This window comes from Novosphingobium olei, assembly GCF_037076535.1.
Taxonomy (GTDB): Bacteria; Pseudomonadota; Alphaproteobacteria; order Sphingomonadales; family Sphingomonadaceae; genus Novosphingobium; species Novosphingobium olei.
Genome location: NZ_AP029021.1, coordinates 138,052 through 150,929, shown reverse-complemented (window position 1 = coordinate 150,929; position 12,878 = coordinate 138,052). Strand labels below are relative to the sequence as shown.

General features: G+C 67.8%; 19 protein-coding genes. 11 read left to right on the top strand and 8 right to left on the bottom strand.

The features are described 5' to 3' along the window. Window positions 1–5 precede the first annotated feature (5 nt). From AACH40_RS00750 to AACH40_RS00735, 4 genes are read right to left on the bottom strand one after another with little or no spacing between them, the layout of a single operon-like run. Window positions 6–797: a glycerophosphodiester phosphodiesterase family protein gene (locus AACH40_RS00750; RefSeq protein ID WP_169494645.1), complete on the bottom strand. Its 792-nt coding sequence runs from the start codon at window positions 795–797 to the stop codon at window positions 6–8. Further along, window positions 769–1,236, bottom strand: coding sequence for a RidA family protein (locus AACH40_RS00745; protein WP_169494644.1), 468 nt, complete (start codon window positions 1,234–1,236; stop codon window positions 769–771). The genes AACH40_RS00750 and AACH40_RS00745 overlap by 29 nt, the downstream gene beginning before the upstream one ends. After that, on the bottom strand, window positions 1,229–1,858 hold the full coding sequence (locus AACH40_RS00740) for an HAD family hydrolase (protein ID WP_169494643.1): 630 nt from the start codon (window positions 1,856–1,858) through the stop codon (window positions 1,229–1,231). The genes AACH40_RS00745 and AACH40_RS00740 overlap by 8 nt, the downstream gene beginning before the upstream one ends. Beyond that, window positions 1,855–2,079, bottom strand: a complete 225-nt coding sequence (locus tag AACH40_RS00735; protein ID WP_338643802.1) for a DUF3572 family protein — start codon at window positions 2,077–2,079, stop codon at window positions 1,855–1,857. The genes AACH40_RS00740 and AACH40_RS00735 overlap by 4 nt, the downstream gene beginning before the upstream one ends. A gap of 130 nt (window positions 2,080–2,209) precedes the next feature. Between AACH40_RS00735 and AACH40_RS00730 the strand changes: the two genes are divergently transcribed. Continuing rightward, window positions 2,210–2,572: a response regulator gene (locus tag AACH40_RS00730; protein ID WP_169494641.1), complete on the top strand. Its 363-nt coding sequence runs from the start codon at window positions 2,210–2,212 to the stop codon at window positions 2,570–2,572. A gap of 105 nt (window positions 2,573–2,677) precedes the next feature. Here AACH40_RS00730 and AACH40_RS00725 read toward each other — a convergent pair whose 3' ends face one another. Next, window positions 2,678–3,247 (bottom strand): Pycsar system effector family protein, encoded by a 570-nt coding sequence (locus AACH40_RS00725; RefSeq protein ID WP_206069671.1) that lies wholly within the window; start codon window positions 3,245–3,247, stop codon window positions 2,678–2,680. A gap of 176 nt (window positions 3,248–3,423) precedes the next feature. On the opposite strand from AACH40_RS00725, the gene AACH40_RS00720 reads away from it, so the two are divergent. The 4 genes from AACH40_RS00720 to AACH40_RS00705 are packed head-to-tail and all read left to right on the top strand — an operon-like array spanning window position 3,424 to window position 5,982. After that, complete coding sequence (locus AACH40_RS00720) at window positions 3,424–3,663, top strand: acyl carrier protein (protein ID WP_169494640.1); 240 nt, start codon at window positions 3,424–3,426, stop codon at window positions 3,661–3,663. Between the two features lie 14 nt (window positions 3,664–3,677). Beyond that, the gene (gene spt / locus AACH40_RS00715) at window positions 3,678–4,877 is read left to right on the top strand and encodes a serine palmitoyltransferase (RefSeq protein WP_338643801.1); all 1,200 of its coding nucleotides are present in this window, start codon (window positions 3,678–3,680) and stop codon (window positions 4,875–4,877) included. Continuing rightward, the gene (locus AACH40_RS00710) at window positions 4,877–5,650 is read left to right on the top strand and encodes an SGNH/GDSL hydrolase family protein (RefSeq protein ID WP_338643800.1); all 774 of its coding nucleotides are present in this window, start codon (window positions 4,877–4,879) and stop codon (window positions 5,648–5,650) included. Before spt ends, AACH40_RS00710 begins: the two co-directional genes overlap by 1 nt. Beyond that, complete coding sequence (locus AACH40_RS00705) at window positions 5,647–5,982, top strand: DUF2322 family protein (protein WP_338643799.1); 336 nt, start codon at window positions 5,647–5,649, stop codon at window positions 5,980–5,982. Before AACH40_RS00710 ends, AACH40_RS00705 begins: the two co-directional genes overlap by 4 nt. Before the next feature lie 9 nt (window positions 5,983–5,991). On the opposite strand, the gene AACH40_RS00700 is transcribed toward AACH40_RS00705, so the two are convergent. Continuing rightward, the gene (locus tag AACH40_RS00700) at window positions 5,992–6,615 is read right to left on the bottom strand and encodes a glutathione S-transferase (RefSeq protein WP_338643798.1); all 624 of its coding nucleotides are present in this window, start codon (window positions 6,613–6,615) and stop codon (window positions 5,992–5,994) included. A gap of 192 nt (window positions 6,616–6,807) precedes the next feature. Between AACH40_RS00700 and AACH40_RS00695 the strand changes: the two genes are divergently transcribed. Further along, on the top strand, window positions 6,808–7,698 hold the full coding sequence (locus AACH40_RS00695; protein WP_338643797.1) for a MipA/OmpV family protein: 891 nt from the start codon (window positions 6,808–6,810) through the stop codon (window positions 7,696–7,698). 19 nt (window positions 7,699–7,717) lie between these two features. Here the strand turns inward: AACH40_RS00695 and AACH40_RS00690 are convergent, their stop codons facing one another. Together AACH40_RS00690 and AACH40_RS00685 are read right to left on the bottom strand one after the other, a co-directional pair. Then, the gene (locus AACH40_RS00690; protein ID WP_338643796.1) at window positions 7,718–8,002 is read right to left on the bottom strand and encodes an usg protein; all 285 of its coding nucleotides are present in this window, start codon (window positions 8,000–8,002) and stop codon (window positions 7,718–7,720) included. Between the two features lie 184 nt (window positions 8,003–8,186). After that, window positions 8,187–8,825 carry a YqaA family protein gene (locus tag AACH40_RS00685; RefSeq protein WP_338643795.1) on the bottom strand — a complete coding sequence of 213 codons (639 nt, stop codon included), beginning with the start codon at window positions 8,823–8,825 and terminating at the stop codon, window positions 8,187–8,189. 221 nt (window positions 8,826–9,046) lie between these two features. On the opposite strand from AACH40_RS00685, the gene AACH40_RS00680 reads away from it, so the two are divergent. Genes AACH40_RS00680 through AACH40_RS00660 form a run of 5 tightly spaced genes read left to right on the top strand, consistent with a single transcriptional unit; the run spans window position 9,047 to window position 12,851 of the window. Then, window positions 9,047–9,580 carry a hypothetical protein gene (locus AACH40_RS00680; protein WP_338643794.1) on the top strand — a complete coding sequence of 178 codons (534 nt, stop codon included), beginning with the start codon at window positions 9,047–9,049 and terminating at the stop codon, window positions 9,578–9,580. Then, a complete protein-coding gene (locus AACH40_RS00675) occupies window positions 9,577–10,926 on the top strand; it encodes a DNA-packaging protein (protein WP_338643793.1) in 1,350 nt (449 codons plus the stop codon). The genes AACH40_RS00680 and AACH40_RS00675 overlap by 4 nt, the downstream gene beginning before the upstream one ends. A gap of 25 nt (window positions 10,927–10,951) precedes the next feature. After that, window positions 10,952–12,115, top strand: a complete 1,164-nt coding sequence (locus AACH40_RS00670) for a phage portal protein (protein WP_169494632.1) — start codon at window positions 10,952–10,954, stop codon at window positions 12,113–12,115. Then, window positions 12,112–12,420: a DUF6127 family protein gene (locus AACH40_RS00665; protein ID WP_169494631.1), complete on the top strand. Its 309-nt coding sequence runs from the start codon at window positions 12,112–12,114 to the stop codon at window positions 12,418–12,420. The genes AACH40_RS00670 and AACH40_RS00665 overlap by 4 nt, the downstream gene beginning before the upstream one ends. Further along, window positions 12,417–12,851, top strand: a complete 435-nt coding sequence (locus tag AACH40_RS00660) for an HK97 family phage prohead protease (RefSeq protein WP_338643792.1) — start codon at window positions 12,417–12,419, stop codon at window positions 12,849–12,851. The genes AACH40_RS00665 and AACH40_RS00660 overlap by 4 nt, the downstream gene beginning before the upstream one ends. The last annotated feature ends 27 nt before the right edge of the window (window positions 12,852–12,878 follow it).

Sequence of the window (12,878 nt, the reverse complement as noted above, 5' to 3'; positions counted from 1 at the left end):
CCCGGTCAGCCATCGGCCGGGGCGACCCCTGCGCCTTCGGCGATGGGGGCATCGGCATGTTGCGCCGCGCGCTCGGCCAACTCGGGCGAACGGACCGTCCAGGTGAGCAGCGGAAAGCCGCGGCGGCGCTGGCTGGCGGCGAAGCGGCTGGGCAGATCGCGCACGTCGTAGGCGAGGAAATCGGGCTCGGCATGCCACAGGCTGAAGTGGCGGCGCGCGCGCGCGAACAGGGTGGTGCGGCCTTCCTCGGTGACGACGAGGCCGTGGACGACATGCGGCGAATGGCGCTTGAACCAGCGCGAGACGCGGGGATCGAAGCTCATCACCGCGACTTGCCCGCGATACCCTTCGAGCGTGCGGCGCACGGCAAGGCACAGCGGGATCACATGCATTTCGCGGCGCGACTTGATCTCGATCAGCACGGGCACGCGCCCGGCGACGAGATCGAGCATCTGGCGCAGGCCGGGAATGCAATCGCCATGCTGCGACCCCGTCAGCGCGAAAGTCTGAAGCTGGGCAGCGCTGTGATCGACCACGCGGCCCTGCTGGCCGGTCAGCCGGTCGAGATCGAAATCGTGGAACACCACGGCAAGGCCATCGCCGCTGCGCTGGACATCGCATTCGATGCCAAGGCCCCGCTCTGCCGCAAGGGCAAAGGCAGAAGGCGAGTTTTCGGGCACGCCCGCCCCGTGCAGCCCGCGATGGGCATAGGTCCACCCGCGCAGCCAGCCGACCTTGTCGGCGGGCGGCGCGGGCGCGAACCAGCGATCAGCGAGCGGTAACAGCAAAGACAGCATCGACTTCCACCGCCGCGCCCAGGGGCAGCACCGGCACGCCCACCGCGCTGCGGGCATGCTTGCCGGCATCGCCGAACGCCGCGACCATCAGTTCGGACGCGCCGTTGGCCACCTTGGGCTGATCGGTGAAAGTGCCGGTCGAGCTGATGAAGGCGCCGAGCTTGACCACGCGTTCGACCCGGTCGAGCGAGCCGAGCGCGGCCTTGACCTGCGCCAGCAGCATCAGCGCGCAGGCCTGCGCCGCGGCCTGGCCCTGTTCGAGGCTGACGTCTTCGCCCAGCCGCCCGGTGACGAGCTTGCCATCGATGAAGGGCAGCTGGCCCGAAACGTGGAGCAGGCCGTTGGCTTCGACCGTGGGCACATAGGCGGCCACCGGCGCGGCGGCCTGGGGCAGCGTGTGGCCGAGCGCGGCAAGGCGATCGACGATAGAATCAGTCATCGTTGTCTCCGGAAATGCGTTCCATGATCCACGGCAGCGCGGTTGCCCAGTCGTCGATGCGGGCATGGGCGTGGCCCGCCTTGTGCGCGCAATCGATGTGGGCGGCAATCATGGGTTCGCCGCACAAGTGCAGGCGGGTGACGTGGGGCAGCATTTCGGCGACCGAGCCGTGGTGCTGCGGCAGATCGTCGATGAACAGCGCCTTCGAAGGGTTGTATTCCTCCAGGATCGCCTTGAGCGCCGGCCCCTTGGGCCCCTGATTGGTGAACACGCGCGCATCTATGCCGACATTGCGCAGCTGTTCGGCCCGCGTATCGCGGCGATGATCGTTGAGGTTGGTCAGGATCACCACGTCGGCATGCTGCGCCAGCGCGTTGATGCCTTCGACCGCGCCGGCGATCGCCTGCTGGCGGTGCATCTCGGTATCGAAGAACAGGTTGAGCAGGCGCCAGATCTCCGCCGGTTCGACCAGCCGGCCATCGCGATAGCGCATCGCCTTGCCGAAATCGGCCGAGTTCATCACGAAGTCGATGTCGTGCTGTTCGGCGAGGAAGTCGCGATAGGGGGCGACCATGTGCAGCAGCACTTCATCGCAATCGCTGATGACCAGCGGGCGGTTCATGTCAGGTTCTCCCGTGCGGCGATCAATGCCTGGGGCGAGATGTCGAGTGCCGACGCCGCCGCGACAAGATCTGCCTCGTTATTGGATAGAAAATCGAGAACTGCGCCAAGTATTGCCGGGTCGGACAGCCCGGCGCGCAGCATATCGGGTGTCATTCCGGTCAAGGCAAGCAAACGTTCCGCGCGCTGCTGGTCGCTGAGGATCCAGCCGAGTGCCTGCAATGCTACTGCGTAGGAATCGCTCGGCGATGGATTTAAGCAAATGATTGCCTTATCTCCTGATAGAGCGTAGGGGAGTGGCTCGGGTCTTTCGCAAAACAACAATCGTCTCGAGCAGGTCAGGCACAATCCAGTGACAAAAAGAATCATGGTTGTCGAGGACAACGACCTCAACCGCAAGCTGTTCTGCGACCTGCTCCGCGCCAAGGGGTTCGAGGTCGAGCCGGTGGCGGACGGGCGCGAGGCGATTGAGAAGACACGCGATTTTTCGCCCAATCTGGTGGTCATGGACATCCAGCTGCCCAACGTTTCCGGGCTTTCGCTGATCGAGCAGCTGAAGGGCGATGCGGGCCTGCGCCAGATTCCGGTGCTGGCCGTGACCGCCTATGCCGCCAAGGGCGACGAAGAGCGGATCCGCGAAGCAGGGGCCGAAGGCTATCTTGCCAAGCCGGTTTCGATCGCGCCGTTCCTGAGCGCGGTCACCAGCCTGATCTGAGGAGGAACGGACCGGATCCGGCAGATCCGGTTCGGTGAAGTTTCATCGGCCACGCCGAGCCCCGAAGGGTCGCCTTCCGGATAAATCCAATCCGGATGCTTTGGGTCAGCTCGCGAGACGTTCGGCGATGAACGCGGCCACGGTGCAGCACAGCCCGGCCATGAAGATCTTGTAGGCAAGCGCAAGGTAGCGGTACTTCTTGCGCTGCAGCACCTGCCCGTTCTGGTAGATATCGTGCAGCATCGTGCGGAAGATCGTTTCGTCCGCGCGCAATTGCGCCACCACGTCATCGGTCCAGGCATCTTCGTCCATCTGGGTGAAGGTGCCGAAGAACAGCAGGTTGGGCTTGCCGTGGATGCGGTTCTTGCCCGGATTGCCGACCGAGGGCAGCACCGCGAACACTGCGCACAGGGCCGAGGCGAAAGCGAACAGCGCCAGCACCGCGAGCGGCCAGGGCAGCGACCCGTTCTTCGCCTGCCCCACCGCGATGGTGAACACCAGGAACGTGGCCCCCATCAGGATCGAGGCCTTGGCATCGGCCATCTGGCTGAGCGTCAGGTTGATCTGCTGCGAAGTGCGCACGAGGTGGATCGCGTGGTTGGAAAAGCCCGATGGCGACGGCACCGACGGCGTGGCCAGCACTTGCGGATCGGACGGCTTTGCCCCTTCGGCCATGTGTTTCCCCCAAGGTTTCGTGTGTCTGGCCCGATCGCAGGGATGGCACGGCGCAGCCATCCTTGACAAGCGCATGCCCCTCGGGCTTTCGCCAAGGCCGCTTTTCCGCCGCATTCGTCTGGCAGGCGAGATGGCAAGCAGTTCCGGGCCCAGCCGGCCCAGTGGAGACAAGACAAATGGATCGCGCCGCAACCGCCGAGAAGATCGCCGAAGTGATCGAACCCTTCAACAAGAAGGGCATCGCCATCACCGATGCGACCACCTTTGCCGGCGACCTCGAATGGGACAGCCTGACCGTGATGGACTTCGTCGCGGCGATCGAGGACGAATTCGACATCATCATCAGCATGAACCAGCAGGCCGAGATCGAGACCTATGGCCAGCTGATCGACGCGGTGACCAAGCTGCAGGGCTGAAGGACGATACCCGCATGACCGACCTGTTCAGCAAGTTCGATGGCCTGATCGAACAGCGCCGCGCGCTGCTCGATACCGGCGTGACCGATCCGTTCAACCTGGTGATGGAGCGCGTGCTTTCCCCGACGCAGGCGATCTGCAACGGGCGAGAGACGATCCTGCTCGGCACCTACAACTATATGGGCATGACCTTCGACCCTGACGTGATCGAAGCGGGCAAGAAGGCGCTGGACGAATTCGGATCGGGCACCACCGGCAGCCGCGTGCTGAACGGCACATATGCCGGGCACAAGCTGTGCGAGGATGCGCTGAAGGAGTTCTATGGCATGGACCATGCCATGGTGTTCTCCACCGGATACCAGGCGAACCTTGGCATCATCAGCACGATCGCCGGCAAGGGCGATTACATCGTGCTCGACATCGACAGCCATGCCAGCATCTGGGACGGCTGCAAGATGGGCGATGCCGAAGTGGTGCCGTTCAAGCACAACGACATCGTCGCCATGGAAAAGCGGCTGAAGCGCATCCCCGAAGGCGCGGGCAAGCTGGTGGTGCTGGAAGGCGTCTATTCGATGCTGGGCGACATCGCCCCGCTGAAGGAGATGATCAAGGTTGCCAAGGACAACGGCGCGATGGTGCTGGTGGACGAGGCGCATTCGATGGGCTTCATCGGCCCCAACGGGCGCGGCGTGGCCGAGGAACAGGGCTGCCTGGAGGACGTGGACTTCGTCATCGGCACGTTCTCGAAGTCGGTCGGCACGGTCGGCGGCTTCTGCGTTTCGAACCACCCCAAGTTCGAGATCATGCGGCTGGTCTGCCGCCCCTATGTCTTCACCGCCAGCCTGCCGCCGAGCGTGGTCCACACCGCCGCGACCAGCATCCGCAAGCTGATGCACGCGGGCAACAAGCGCGCGCACCTTTGGGAAAACAGCCGCACGCTGCACAAGGGGCTGAAGGTCAAGGGCTTCCAGCTGGGCACCGACGAGCCGCAGAGCGCGATCATCTCGGTCATCATGCCCGACCTGGAGCGTGGCGCGATGATGTGGGAAGCGCTGCTGCGCGAAGGGCTCTACGTGAACCTGGCGCGCCCGCCGGCAACGCCCGCCAACATGACTCTGCTGCGCTGCTCGCTGTGTGCCGAACATTCGGCCGAACAGGTACAGACGATCATCGGCATGTTCGAACGCGCCGGCAAGGCCGTCGGCATCATCTGATGCGGACAGGTTTCGCCGCGCTGGCGGCAGTTGGAACCCTGGGGGCCCTTCTGGCGGCCGCGCCCGGCGCGCTGGCGCAGACGGTTGCGGGCAGCAGCAGCGCCATGGTCGAGAACCCCTGCGCGCTGCCCCGCAATGCGGGCAACGACTGGGCCGCGCTGTGCAAGTACCAGGCGGCGGACAAGCAGATTTCGGGCCGTCCGCGCGCGGTGTTCATCGGCGATTCGATCACCGAATGGTGGCTGGCGGGCAGCCCCGCGCTGTTCGCCAGCGGCGTGGTCAACCGCGGCATCGCCGGGCAGACCAGCCCGCAGATGCTGGTGCGCTTTACCCAGGACGTGGTCCGCCTGCGCCCGCGCGTGGTCCACATCATGGCCGGCACCAACGACCTGCTGGGCAACACCGGGCCGACCAGCGCCGAGGAATACGTCAACACGATCACCGCGATGACCGACATCGCGCGCGCCAACGGCATCGCCGTGGTGATCGGCAGCGTGCTGCCGACGAGCGGCGCGCCGTGGAAGCCCGAATACCGCCCGGCGGCGCAGATCGAGGCGCTCAACCGCTGGCTGCGCGAATTTGCCAAGGCGCGCGGCTTCGGCTTTGCCGACTATTATGCGGCGATGGTGGGCGAAGGCGGGGCGATGAAGCCGGGCCTTGCATCGGACGGGGTGCACCCGACACCGGCGGGCTATGCCGTAATGGAGCCGATCGCAAAGGCCGCGATCGCCGAGGCGGAAAAGCGCGGTGGCGGCGAAGGCGCGCGGCGATGATCCGGATCGAGCCCGGCGCTTCGTTCAAGAGCAACCTGCAGCAGTTGCCGCCGATCGCAGGCGTGGCGCGGATCGACCTGATCGATGCCCAAGGCGCCGTGGTGGCGACCATTCCCAATGCGCCGGGCAAGCAGGGATCGGTGGCCGTCTACCAGTACCTGCGCCAGGCGTTCGGCCGGCTGGATGCTGAGGCGGCAGCACACGGCCTTGCCGTGTTCGGCGAGATCACCGCCGATGCGCGCGCGCAGCCGGGCGCACATCCCAACATCGACCGGCTGATCGACGTGGCCGACGGGGCACCGGCGCTGGAGATCGCGGTGATCGCCGGCTGATCGGCGCGCCTAATCCTCCGCCTTCTTCTGCGCGGCCATCGCGCGGGCGTAGGCGGGGCGGGCGGCGAGGCGGTCGAAGTAGGCCTGCATTCCCGGCGTCACGAATTCGGCAAGGCCGATCGAAAGCGCGAGCTTGATCGCATAGCCCAGCGAGACGTCGGCCATGGTGAAGCGACCAGCCGCCGCGTAGTCCCCATCCATCATCGTTTCGGCGTTGCGCAGGCGCGAGCCGAACCATTCGGCATAGTCGCGCGCAATTTCCGGCCGGCGCGCCTCTGGCGGGGCGAACACGGCGTAACGCAAGTGGATCGTCTGCGGGAAAGTCAGCGTCGCTTCGCCCATGACGAGGAAATTGAGATAGGCGCCGTAGCCCGGCTCGTCGATCGCCACGGCGAGCGGGCTGGGGCCGTGGCGCGTGGCGAGATAGTGCGGGATCGCGCTGCTTTCGGTGAGCCGTTCGCCGCCATCGAACAGCACCGGGATGGTGCCGAGCGGATTGATGTCCTTCATCCCTTCGTGCCGCGCGCGCGGCGGAAACGGCAGGACATGGAGTTCGTAGGGCAGTTCCATTTCCTCGAGCGCCCAGAGGGCACGGAACGAGCGGGCATCGCGGCAGTGGTAGAGTGTTATCATGGCTGTGAGTTCTACGGCCGACACGCGGCGTGGCAAGCGCGAAGAGCCGACCCGGGCGCCTTCATGCTTTGACATGATCGAGCAAAGCGCCGTCGGCCGCGCTGTGGCAGGCGCCGAGGCACAGGTCCGCTGGGGGGCCGGAACAACCGCCGGGTCGCAAGCAAAGCCGGCGCAGACAAGGGAATGGATCTCATGCGGCGTCGCAGCGCTCTCGCATCCCGTTCGCTCGCGCTAATCGCGCTTCTGGCAGGGCAGACGGCTCTGGCGGAGGATCAGCCGTCCGGGCAGAGCGGGCCCGCAAGTCCGCCAGCCGCCGCGCTGCGCGGCACGCCGCCCGGAGCGCAAGCGCAAGGCTGGCGGCTTACCGTGGGGATCGCGCCGGTGCTGTCGCCGACATGGCAGGGATCGAAGGACATGGCGCTCTCGATCTTTCCGGACATCCGCGTCAACAAGGGCGACACGCTGTTCCTGTCGGTGCGCGACGGCCTGGGCTGGAACGCGATCAACCGCGACGGCTGGAAGGCGGGGCCGCTTGTCAAGATCCGCTTCGGCCGCAACGAGCGCAACGGCGGGTCGCCATTCCAGATCGCGGGCGGAAGCGACGCCTTGCGCGGGATGGGCGACGTGGGCGTGGCGGGCGAAGCGGGCGGCTTCGTTGAAAAGCGCTTCGGGCCGCGCATGGCGTGGCGGACGCGGGCCGAATTGCGACAGGGCTTCGGCGGGCACGAGGGCCTGGTCGGCGACGTGCAGATCGCGCGTACGGGACGCAGCGGGCGGCTGCTCTATTCGGTGGGGCCACGCGCGACTTTTGCGGGGCGGGACTACGTCCAGACGTACTTCGGCGTGGACGAGGCACAGGCGCAGCGCACCGGGCTTGCCGTGTCGCGCCCGGACGGCGGGCTGGTTTCCTATGGCCTTGGCGGCACGCTGACCCGCCCGCTGACGCGCCGCAGCGCGGTGACGGCGCTGGCGGGGATCGACCGGCTGGGCGGCGAGCCTGCCGGTTCCGCGCTGATCCGCGAGCGCGGGCGCCGCACGCAGGTTTCGCTCGGCCTCGCCTACGGCCTGCAGTTCGGGCTGTGAGGCGCGGGATTCAGGCGCCCTAGTTGATCGTGATCACACCGTCGACGGCGCGCCATTCCTGCGGGCCGATCAGGTGCTTGTGCGCGATGCGGATCGAATGGAGCGTCGCTTCGATTTCGCGCCGCCAGTGATCGAGGAAGCGTTCGAGGCGGGGGAAGCGCGGGGCGAGATCTTCCTGCTGGAAGGCGAACATCTGCAGCAGGCTGGGGTGATCGGGCATGTAGTAGTGGATCTGGATGGTGGTGAGGCCGAAGCCTTCCAACTGCCGGGCAAAATCGCCTGAACCGAACTGGCTGCTTCCCATGCCCTCTGCTCCTTTCGCAAGCGAGGGGCCTGGCCGGGACACGCGGTCAGGCCCTGATGAACCTGGATGTCGCGGCACAGGATTGCACAAACCCGATTGGCGTCAAGATCGGGCCATCGCCCTTGTTGCGCAAAGGAATTCTTGACGATTGGCGGCGCGCGAGGCGGCGCGGATCAGCCCTGGCTCAGGGCTGGACCGGCGCGGCGTGTTCGCACCTGGCGTCGGCCTGCTTGCTGCCGCCGCCGCCCAGCATCGAGGCGGCGATGAAGCCGCCCACCACCAGCACCACGAAGCCCACGGTCACGAGGCCGAGGTACTTGTCGATGAAGCGCTTGATCGGTGCACCGAACAGGCGGAACAGCACGCCCACAATCATGAAGCTGATCGAGCGCGAGACGAGGCTGGCGAGGATGAACGGCACCAGCGGCATCGAAATGAAGCCGGCGGTGATCGTCAGCAGCTTGAACGGGATGGGCGTGGCGCCCTTGATGACGATGATTTCGACCCCGTATTCGCGCAAGTAGCACGCCGCCTTGGGGAAGCTTTCGGTGAGGTGCAGCAGCGCGAGGAGCTGCGTGCCGACGCTGTCGTAGAGAAAGTGGCCGATCGCATAGCCGAGCAGGCCGCCCAAGACCGAACCGATCGTGGCGATGGCAGCGAAGCGGACGGCCTTCTTCGGTTCGGCCAGGCACATCAGGCCGAGCAGCGGGTGCGGCGGCACCGGGAAGAAGCTGGCTTCGAGGAAGGCGACCAGCGCAAGCCAGAGTTCGGCCTGCGGATGCGCGGCCTTGGCAATGGTCCAGTCGTAAAGTCGGCGAAGCATTCGTGGCCCGTCCCGTCCGTGCTGCAATGCAGTGCGGCCTTCGCTTAGCCAACCTGCGGACAAAGCGCCAGCAACCGGTTCGATTAACCGATATGGCACTTTGTTCTTGACTTCGGCGGGTCCAATAGGTACATAACAAGAACATCGACACAGGGTGAGTCGTCCTGGACGACCACCCCGCCCGCCCGATTTCACCCGCACCCGCAACACGAGGATGGTTCATGGCCGACCAGGATCGGCGTTCGACCGGCAATCGCCGGACGACGCCCCGTGCCCAAGCGAAACCCAGGCCGGCCAAGCGCGCGAAGCGTGGCACGCGCTGGCAGGAGCCGTTCCTTGCGGCGCTGGCCGAAAGTTCGAACGTGACCGCCGCCGCCGCCGCCGCGAAGGTCGACACCAGCAAGGCGTACAAGGCGCGGCGGCAGGATGCGGACTTTGCCCGGGCGTGGCGCGCCGCCCTGCTCGAAGGATACGAGCACCTGGAAATGGAGCTGCTGCGCCGGATGCGCTTTGGCGAAGGCCGGGACGACGACCGCAAGTTCGACAATGCCAACGCCATGCGGCTGCTGTCGCAACACCGCGAGACGGTGGCGCGCGAAAGGGCGCAGCGCGACAACGACGACGTCGCCACCATCCGCGCCTCGCTCGATGCGCAGATCGCTTCGCTGCGCGACGTGGCGCAGAACCGGCGCAACGCCGAACTCGCCGCCGCAAGGGCCGAAGGCGCGGCGCAGGCGCAGGGCGACAAGGCATGACGGGCACCGCCGACATGGCCGGCGAACCGCTGGACCTGACCGGCCTGCTGAGCTGGGCACCCGACGAGACGCGCAAGACGCTCGGCCGGCTGAGCAAGGCGCAAGTGGCGGAACTGCCCTGGCACTGGGGCTTGCAGGCGCGGCCTTCGCAGTTGCCGCCGCCGGGCGATTGGCGGGTGTGGCTGCTGCTGGCCGGGCGCGGCTTTGGCAAGACGCGCACCGGCGCCGAATGGGTCAACGCCATTGCCGAACGTGATCCCGAGGCGCGGATCGCGCTGGTTTCGGCCAATCTGGGCGAAGCGCGCGCGGTGATGGTCGAGGGCGAAAGCGGGCTGATGCGGGTGAACGCGCCGCAGCGGCGGCCGGTGTTCGAATCCTCGCTGCGGCGGCTGGTCTGGCCGAACGGGGCGCAGGCGACGCTCTATTCGGCGGCGGAGCCGGAATCGCTGCGCGGGCCGCAGCACAGCCACGCCTGGTGCGACGAGATCGCCAAGTGGGACAATGCCTCCGCCCGTGCCGAAGCGGCGTGGGACAACCTGATGATGGGATTGCGGCTGGGCGATGATCCCCGCGTGGTGGCGACGACCACCCCGCGCGCGGCGGCGCTGCTGGCGCGGCTGGTGCGCGAGGCCGACGACGGGCGCACCGCGATCACGCGGGGCAGCACGTACGAAAACGCGCAGAACCTGCCGGCGCGCTTCGTCGAGGCGATGCACCGCAACTATGACGACACGCTGATCGGACGGCAGGAGATCGAGGGCGAGCTGATCGACAACCTGCCCGGCGCGCTGTGGTCGCGCGCGACGATCGAGCGATCGCGCGAGATGGCAGCGCCGCCGGTGACGCGGGTGGTGGTGGGCGTCGACCCGCCGGCCAGCGCCGAGGGCGATGCGTGCGGCATCGTGGTGTGCGGGCTGGGCGCCGACGGCGTGGGCCGCGTGCTGGCCGACGCATCGGTGGAGAACGCGACGCCCGAGCGCTGGGCCCGCGCCACTGCCGAGGCCGCCCGCGCCTGGTCCGCCGACCGGGTGGTGGCCGAAGCCAACCAGGGCGGCGACATGGTGCGCGCGGTGCTGCACGCCGCCAGCCACACCCTGCCGCTGCGGCTGGTGCACGCGAGCCGCGGCAAGAGCGCCCGGGCCGAACCCGTCGCCGCGCTGTACGAGGCGGGCCGCGTGCGGCACGCCGGCATGTTCGCCCGGCTCGAGGACGAGCTGTGCGGGCTGATGCCGGGGGGTGACTACCAGGGGCCGGGCCGATCGCCCGACCGCGCCGACGCCTGTGTCTGGGCGCTGACCGAACTGATGCTCGGCCGGGCGGGCGAACCGAAGATCTGGTTCGACTGAACGACCTTTCCGCGAAAGGCTATCCATGTCCTTCTTCCAGAACCTGGCCGCCGCCTTCAAAGGCGCGGCGGTGACCCCACGCGCGCCCTTGGGCCGCAGCTTCATTTCGCCCTGGGCCGAGGCGTTCGACTGGCGCGGCGATGCGCGCGCTTCGCTGCCCTATCCCGAGGCGAGCCGCGAGGCATACTTGCGCAATCCCGTGGCGCAGCGCGCGGTGCGGCTGGTGGCCGAAGGGATCGGCGGCGCGCCGATCGCGGCTTCGGACCCCGACCTTGCCCGGCTGGTCGGCGCGACCAGCGCGGGGCAGGCGCTGATGGAAACGCTGGCCAGCCAGCTGCTGCTGCACGGCAATGCCTATGTCCAGATCCTGCGCGATGCCGAGGACGAGGTGGCCGAGCTTTATGCCCTGCGGCCCGACCGGGTGAACGTGGTGCCCGATGCCACGGGCTGGCCGTCCGCCTTTGCCTATCGCGTGGGCGAACAGGTGATGACGCTGCCCGCCAGCGACGACTTCGGCCGGCCCAACGTGATCCACATCCGCGGCTTCCACCCGACCGACGATCACTATGGCGCGGGCTGCCTGACCGCCGCCGAAGACGCGGTGGCGGTGCACAACGCGGCATCGCGCTGGAACATCGCGCTGCTGGAAAACGCGGCGCGGCCTTCGGGCGCGATGGTCTATGACCCCGGCGAGCCGGGGGCGACGCTGACCGCCGAGCAGTTCGACCGGATCAAGGCGGAGCTGACCGCCGCCTATGCCGGCGGCGCAAACGCCGGGCGGCCGATGCTGCTGGAAGGCGGGCTGAAATGGCAGCCGATGGCGATGACGCCGTCGGACATGGACTTCGCCACGCTGAAGGCATCGGCGGCGCGCGACATCGCGCTCGCCTTCGGGGTGCCGCCGATGCTGATCGGCCTGCCGGGCGACAGCACATACGCCAACTATCGCGAGGCGAACCGCGCGCTGTGGCGGCTGACGCTGCTGCCGCTGGCGGGCAAGCTGCTGGCGGCGCTGTCCGAAGGGCTTTCGCCCTGGTTCGGGCAGGCGACGCTGGCGGTCGATCTCGACCGCGTGCCCGCGCTCGCCGATGACCGCGAGACGCTGTGGAGCATGGTTTCGGGCGCGGACTTCCTGTCGGGCGCGGAGAAGCGCCGGATCCTGGGTCTTGAAGCGGAGGCGGCACGATGAAGCGCGCGGACATGCTGGCGCGGCTGCTGGCGCAGGCCGAAGCCGAAGGTTCCGAACTGATCACGCTGCGCGCGATCGTGGAGGAATCGAGCGACCTTGGCGCGCTGCGCGTGCTCGAGCGGATGGGCCTTGCCGACAAGACCGCGCACGAGGACCTGGCCGAGCTGCGCGAGCTGCTGCAGGCCTGGCGCGATGCCAAGGCGAGCGCCTGGAAGGCGGCGATCGGCTGGCTGGTGCGCGGCGTGCTGGCGCTGCTGCTGTTCGCCATCGCGGTGCGCTTCGGCTTTGGCGAGATGGTGCAATGACCGCGCGCGCCCCGATCCGGTTCGCAGGCTATGCCGCGGTGTTCGGCAAGCGCGACAGCGGCGGCGACACCATCCTGCCCGGCGCCTTTGCGCAGACGCTGGCCGCGCGCGCGGCGGCGGGCCAGCGGCTGCCACTGTACTGGCAGCACCGCCCCGACCAGCAGATCGGCTGGGTGGAAAGCGCGCAGGAAGACGAGCGCGGCCTGCGGGTGATCGCGCAGGTGACGGCGGCGGATTCTCCCGCGGCCAAGGCGCTGGCGCGCGGCGCGGTGAACGGCCTGTCGTTCGGATACCGCGTCCGCGATGGCCGGTGGCGCCCCGAAGGCCGCGAGCTGCGCGCGATCGACTTGTTCGAAGTGAGCCTCGTCTCCCGCCCGATGCAGCCGCTGGCGCGGGTGCACATGGTCAGCCCGCAGCCAACGGCCGGGTGACCTTCACGAAATTACCGAAGGGCCGCC

Excerpts from the sequence above, each read along its gene's own strand:
- AACH40_RS00690 (WP_338643796.1), bottom strand. The coding sequence starts at position 8,002 with ATGGGAAGCAGCCAGTTCGGTTCAGGCGATTTTGCCCGGCAGTTGGAA.
- AACH40_RS00710 (WP_338643800.1), top strand. The coding sequence starts at position 4,877 with ATGCGGACAGGTTTCGCCGCGCTGGCGGCAGTTGGAACCCTGGGGGCC.
- AACH40_RS00685 (WP_338643795.1), bottom strand. The coding sequence starts at position 8,825 with ATGCTTCGCCGACTTTACGACTGGACCATTGCCAAGGCCGCGCATCCG.
- AACH40_RS00745 (WP_169494644.1), bottom strand. The coding sequence starts at position 1,236 with ATGACTGATTCTATCGTCGATCGCCTTGCCGCGCTCGGCCACACGCTG.
- AACH40_RS00665 (WP_169494631.1), top strand. The coding sequence starts at position 12,112 with ATGAAGCGCGCGGACATGCTGGCGCGGCTGCTGGCGCAGGCCGAAGCC.
- AACH40_RS00720 (WP_169494640.1), top strand. The coding sequence starts at position 3,424 with ATGGATCGCGCCGCAACCGCCGAGAAGATCGCCGAAGTGATCGAACCC.
- AACH40_RS00660 (WP_338643792.1), top strand. The coding sequence starts at position 12,417 with ATGACCGCGCGCGCCCCGATCCGGTTCGCAGGCTATGCCGCGGTGTTC.
- AACH40_RS00725 (WP_206069671.1), bottom strand. The coding sequence starts at position 3,247 with ATGGCCGAAGGGGCAAAGCCGTCCGATCCGCAAGTGCTGGCCACGCCG.
- AACH40_RS00670 (WP_169494632.1), top strand. The coding sequence starts at position 10,952 with ATGTCCTTCTTCCAGAACCTGGCCGCCGCCTTCAAAGGCGCGGCGGTG.
- AACH40_RS00705 (WP_338643799.1), top strand. The coding sequence starts at position 5,647 with ATGATCCGGATCGAGCCCGGCGCTTCGTTCAAGAGCAACCTGCAGCAG.
- AACH40_RS00700 (WP_338643798.1), bottom strand. The coding sequence starts at position 6,615 with ATGATAACACTCTACCACTGCCGCGATGCCCGCTCGTTCCGTGCCCTC.
- AACH40_RS00675 (WP_338643793.1), top strand. The coding sequence starts at position 9,577 with ATGACGGGCACCGCCGACATGGCCGGCGAACCGCTGGACCTGACCGGC.
- AACH40_RS00695 (WP_338643797.1), top strand. The coding sequence starts at position 6,808 with ATGCGGCGTCGCAGCGCTCTCGCATCCCGTTCGCTCGCGCTAATCGCG.
- spt (WP_338643801.1), top strand. The coding sequence starts at position 3,678 with ATGACCGACCTGTTCAGCAAGTTCGATGGCCTGATCGAACAGCGCCGC.
- AACH40_RS00750 (WP_169494645.1), bottom strand. The coding sequence starts at position 797 with ATGCTGTCTTTGCTGTTACCGCTCGCTGATCGCTGGTTCGCGCCCGCG.
- AACH40_RS00680 (WP_338643794.1), top strand. The coding sequence starts at position 9,047 with ATGGCCGACCAGGATCGGCGTTCGACCGGCAATCGCCGGACGACGCCC.
- AACH40_RS00740 (WP_169494643.1), bottom strand. The coding sequence starts at position 1,858 with ATGAACCGCCCGCTGGTCATCAGCGATTGCGATGAAGTGCTGCTGCAC.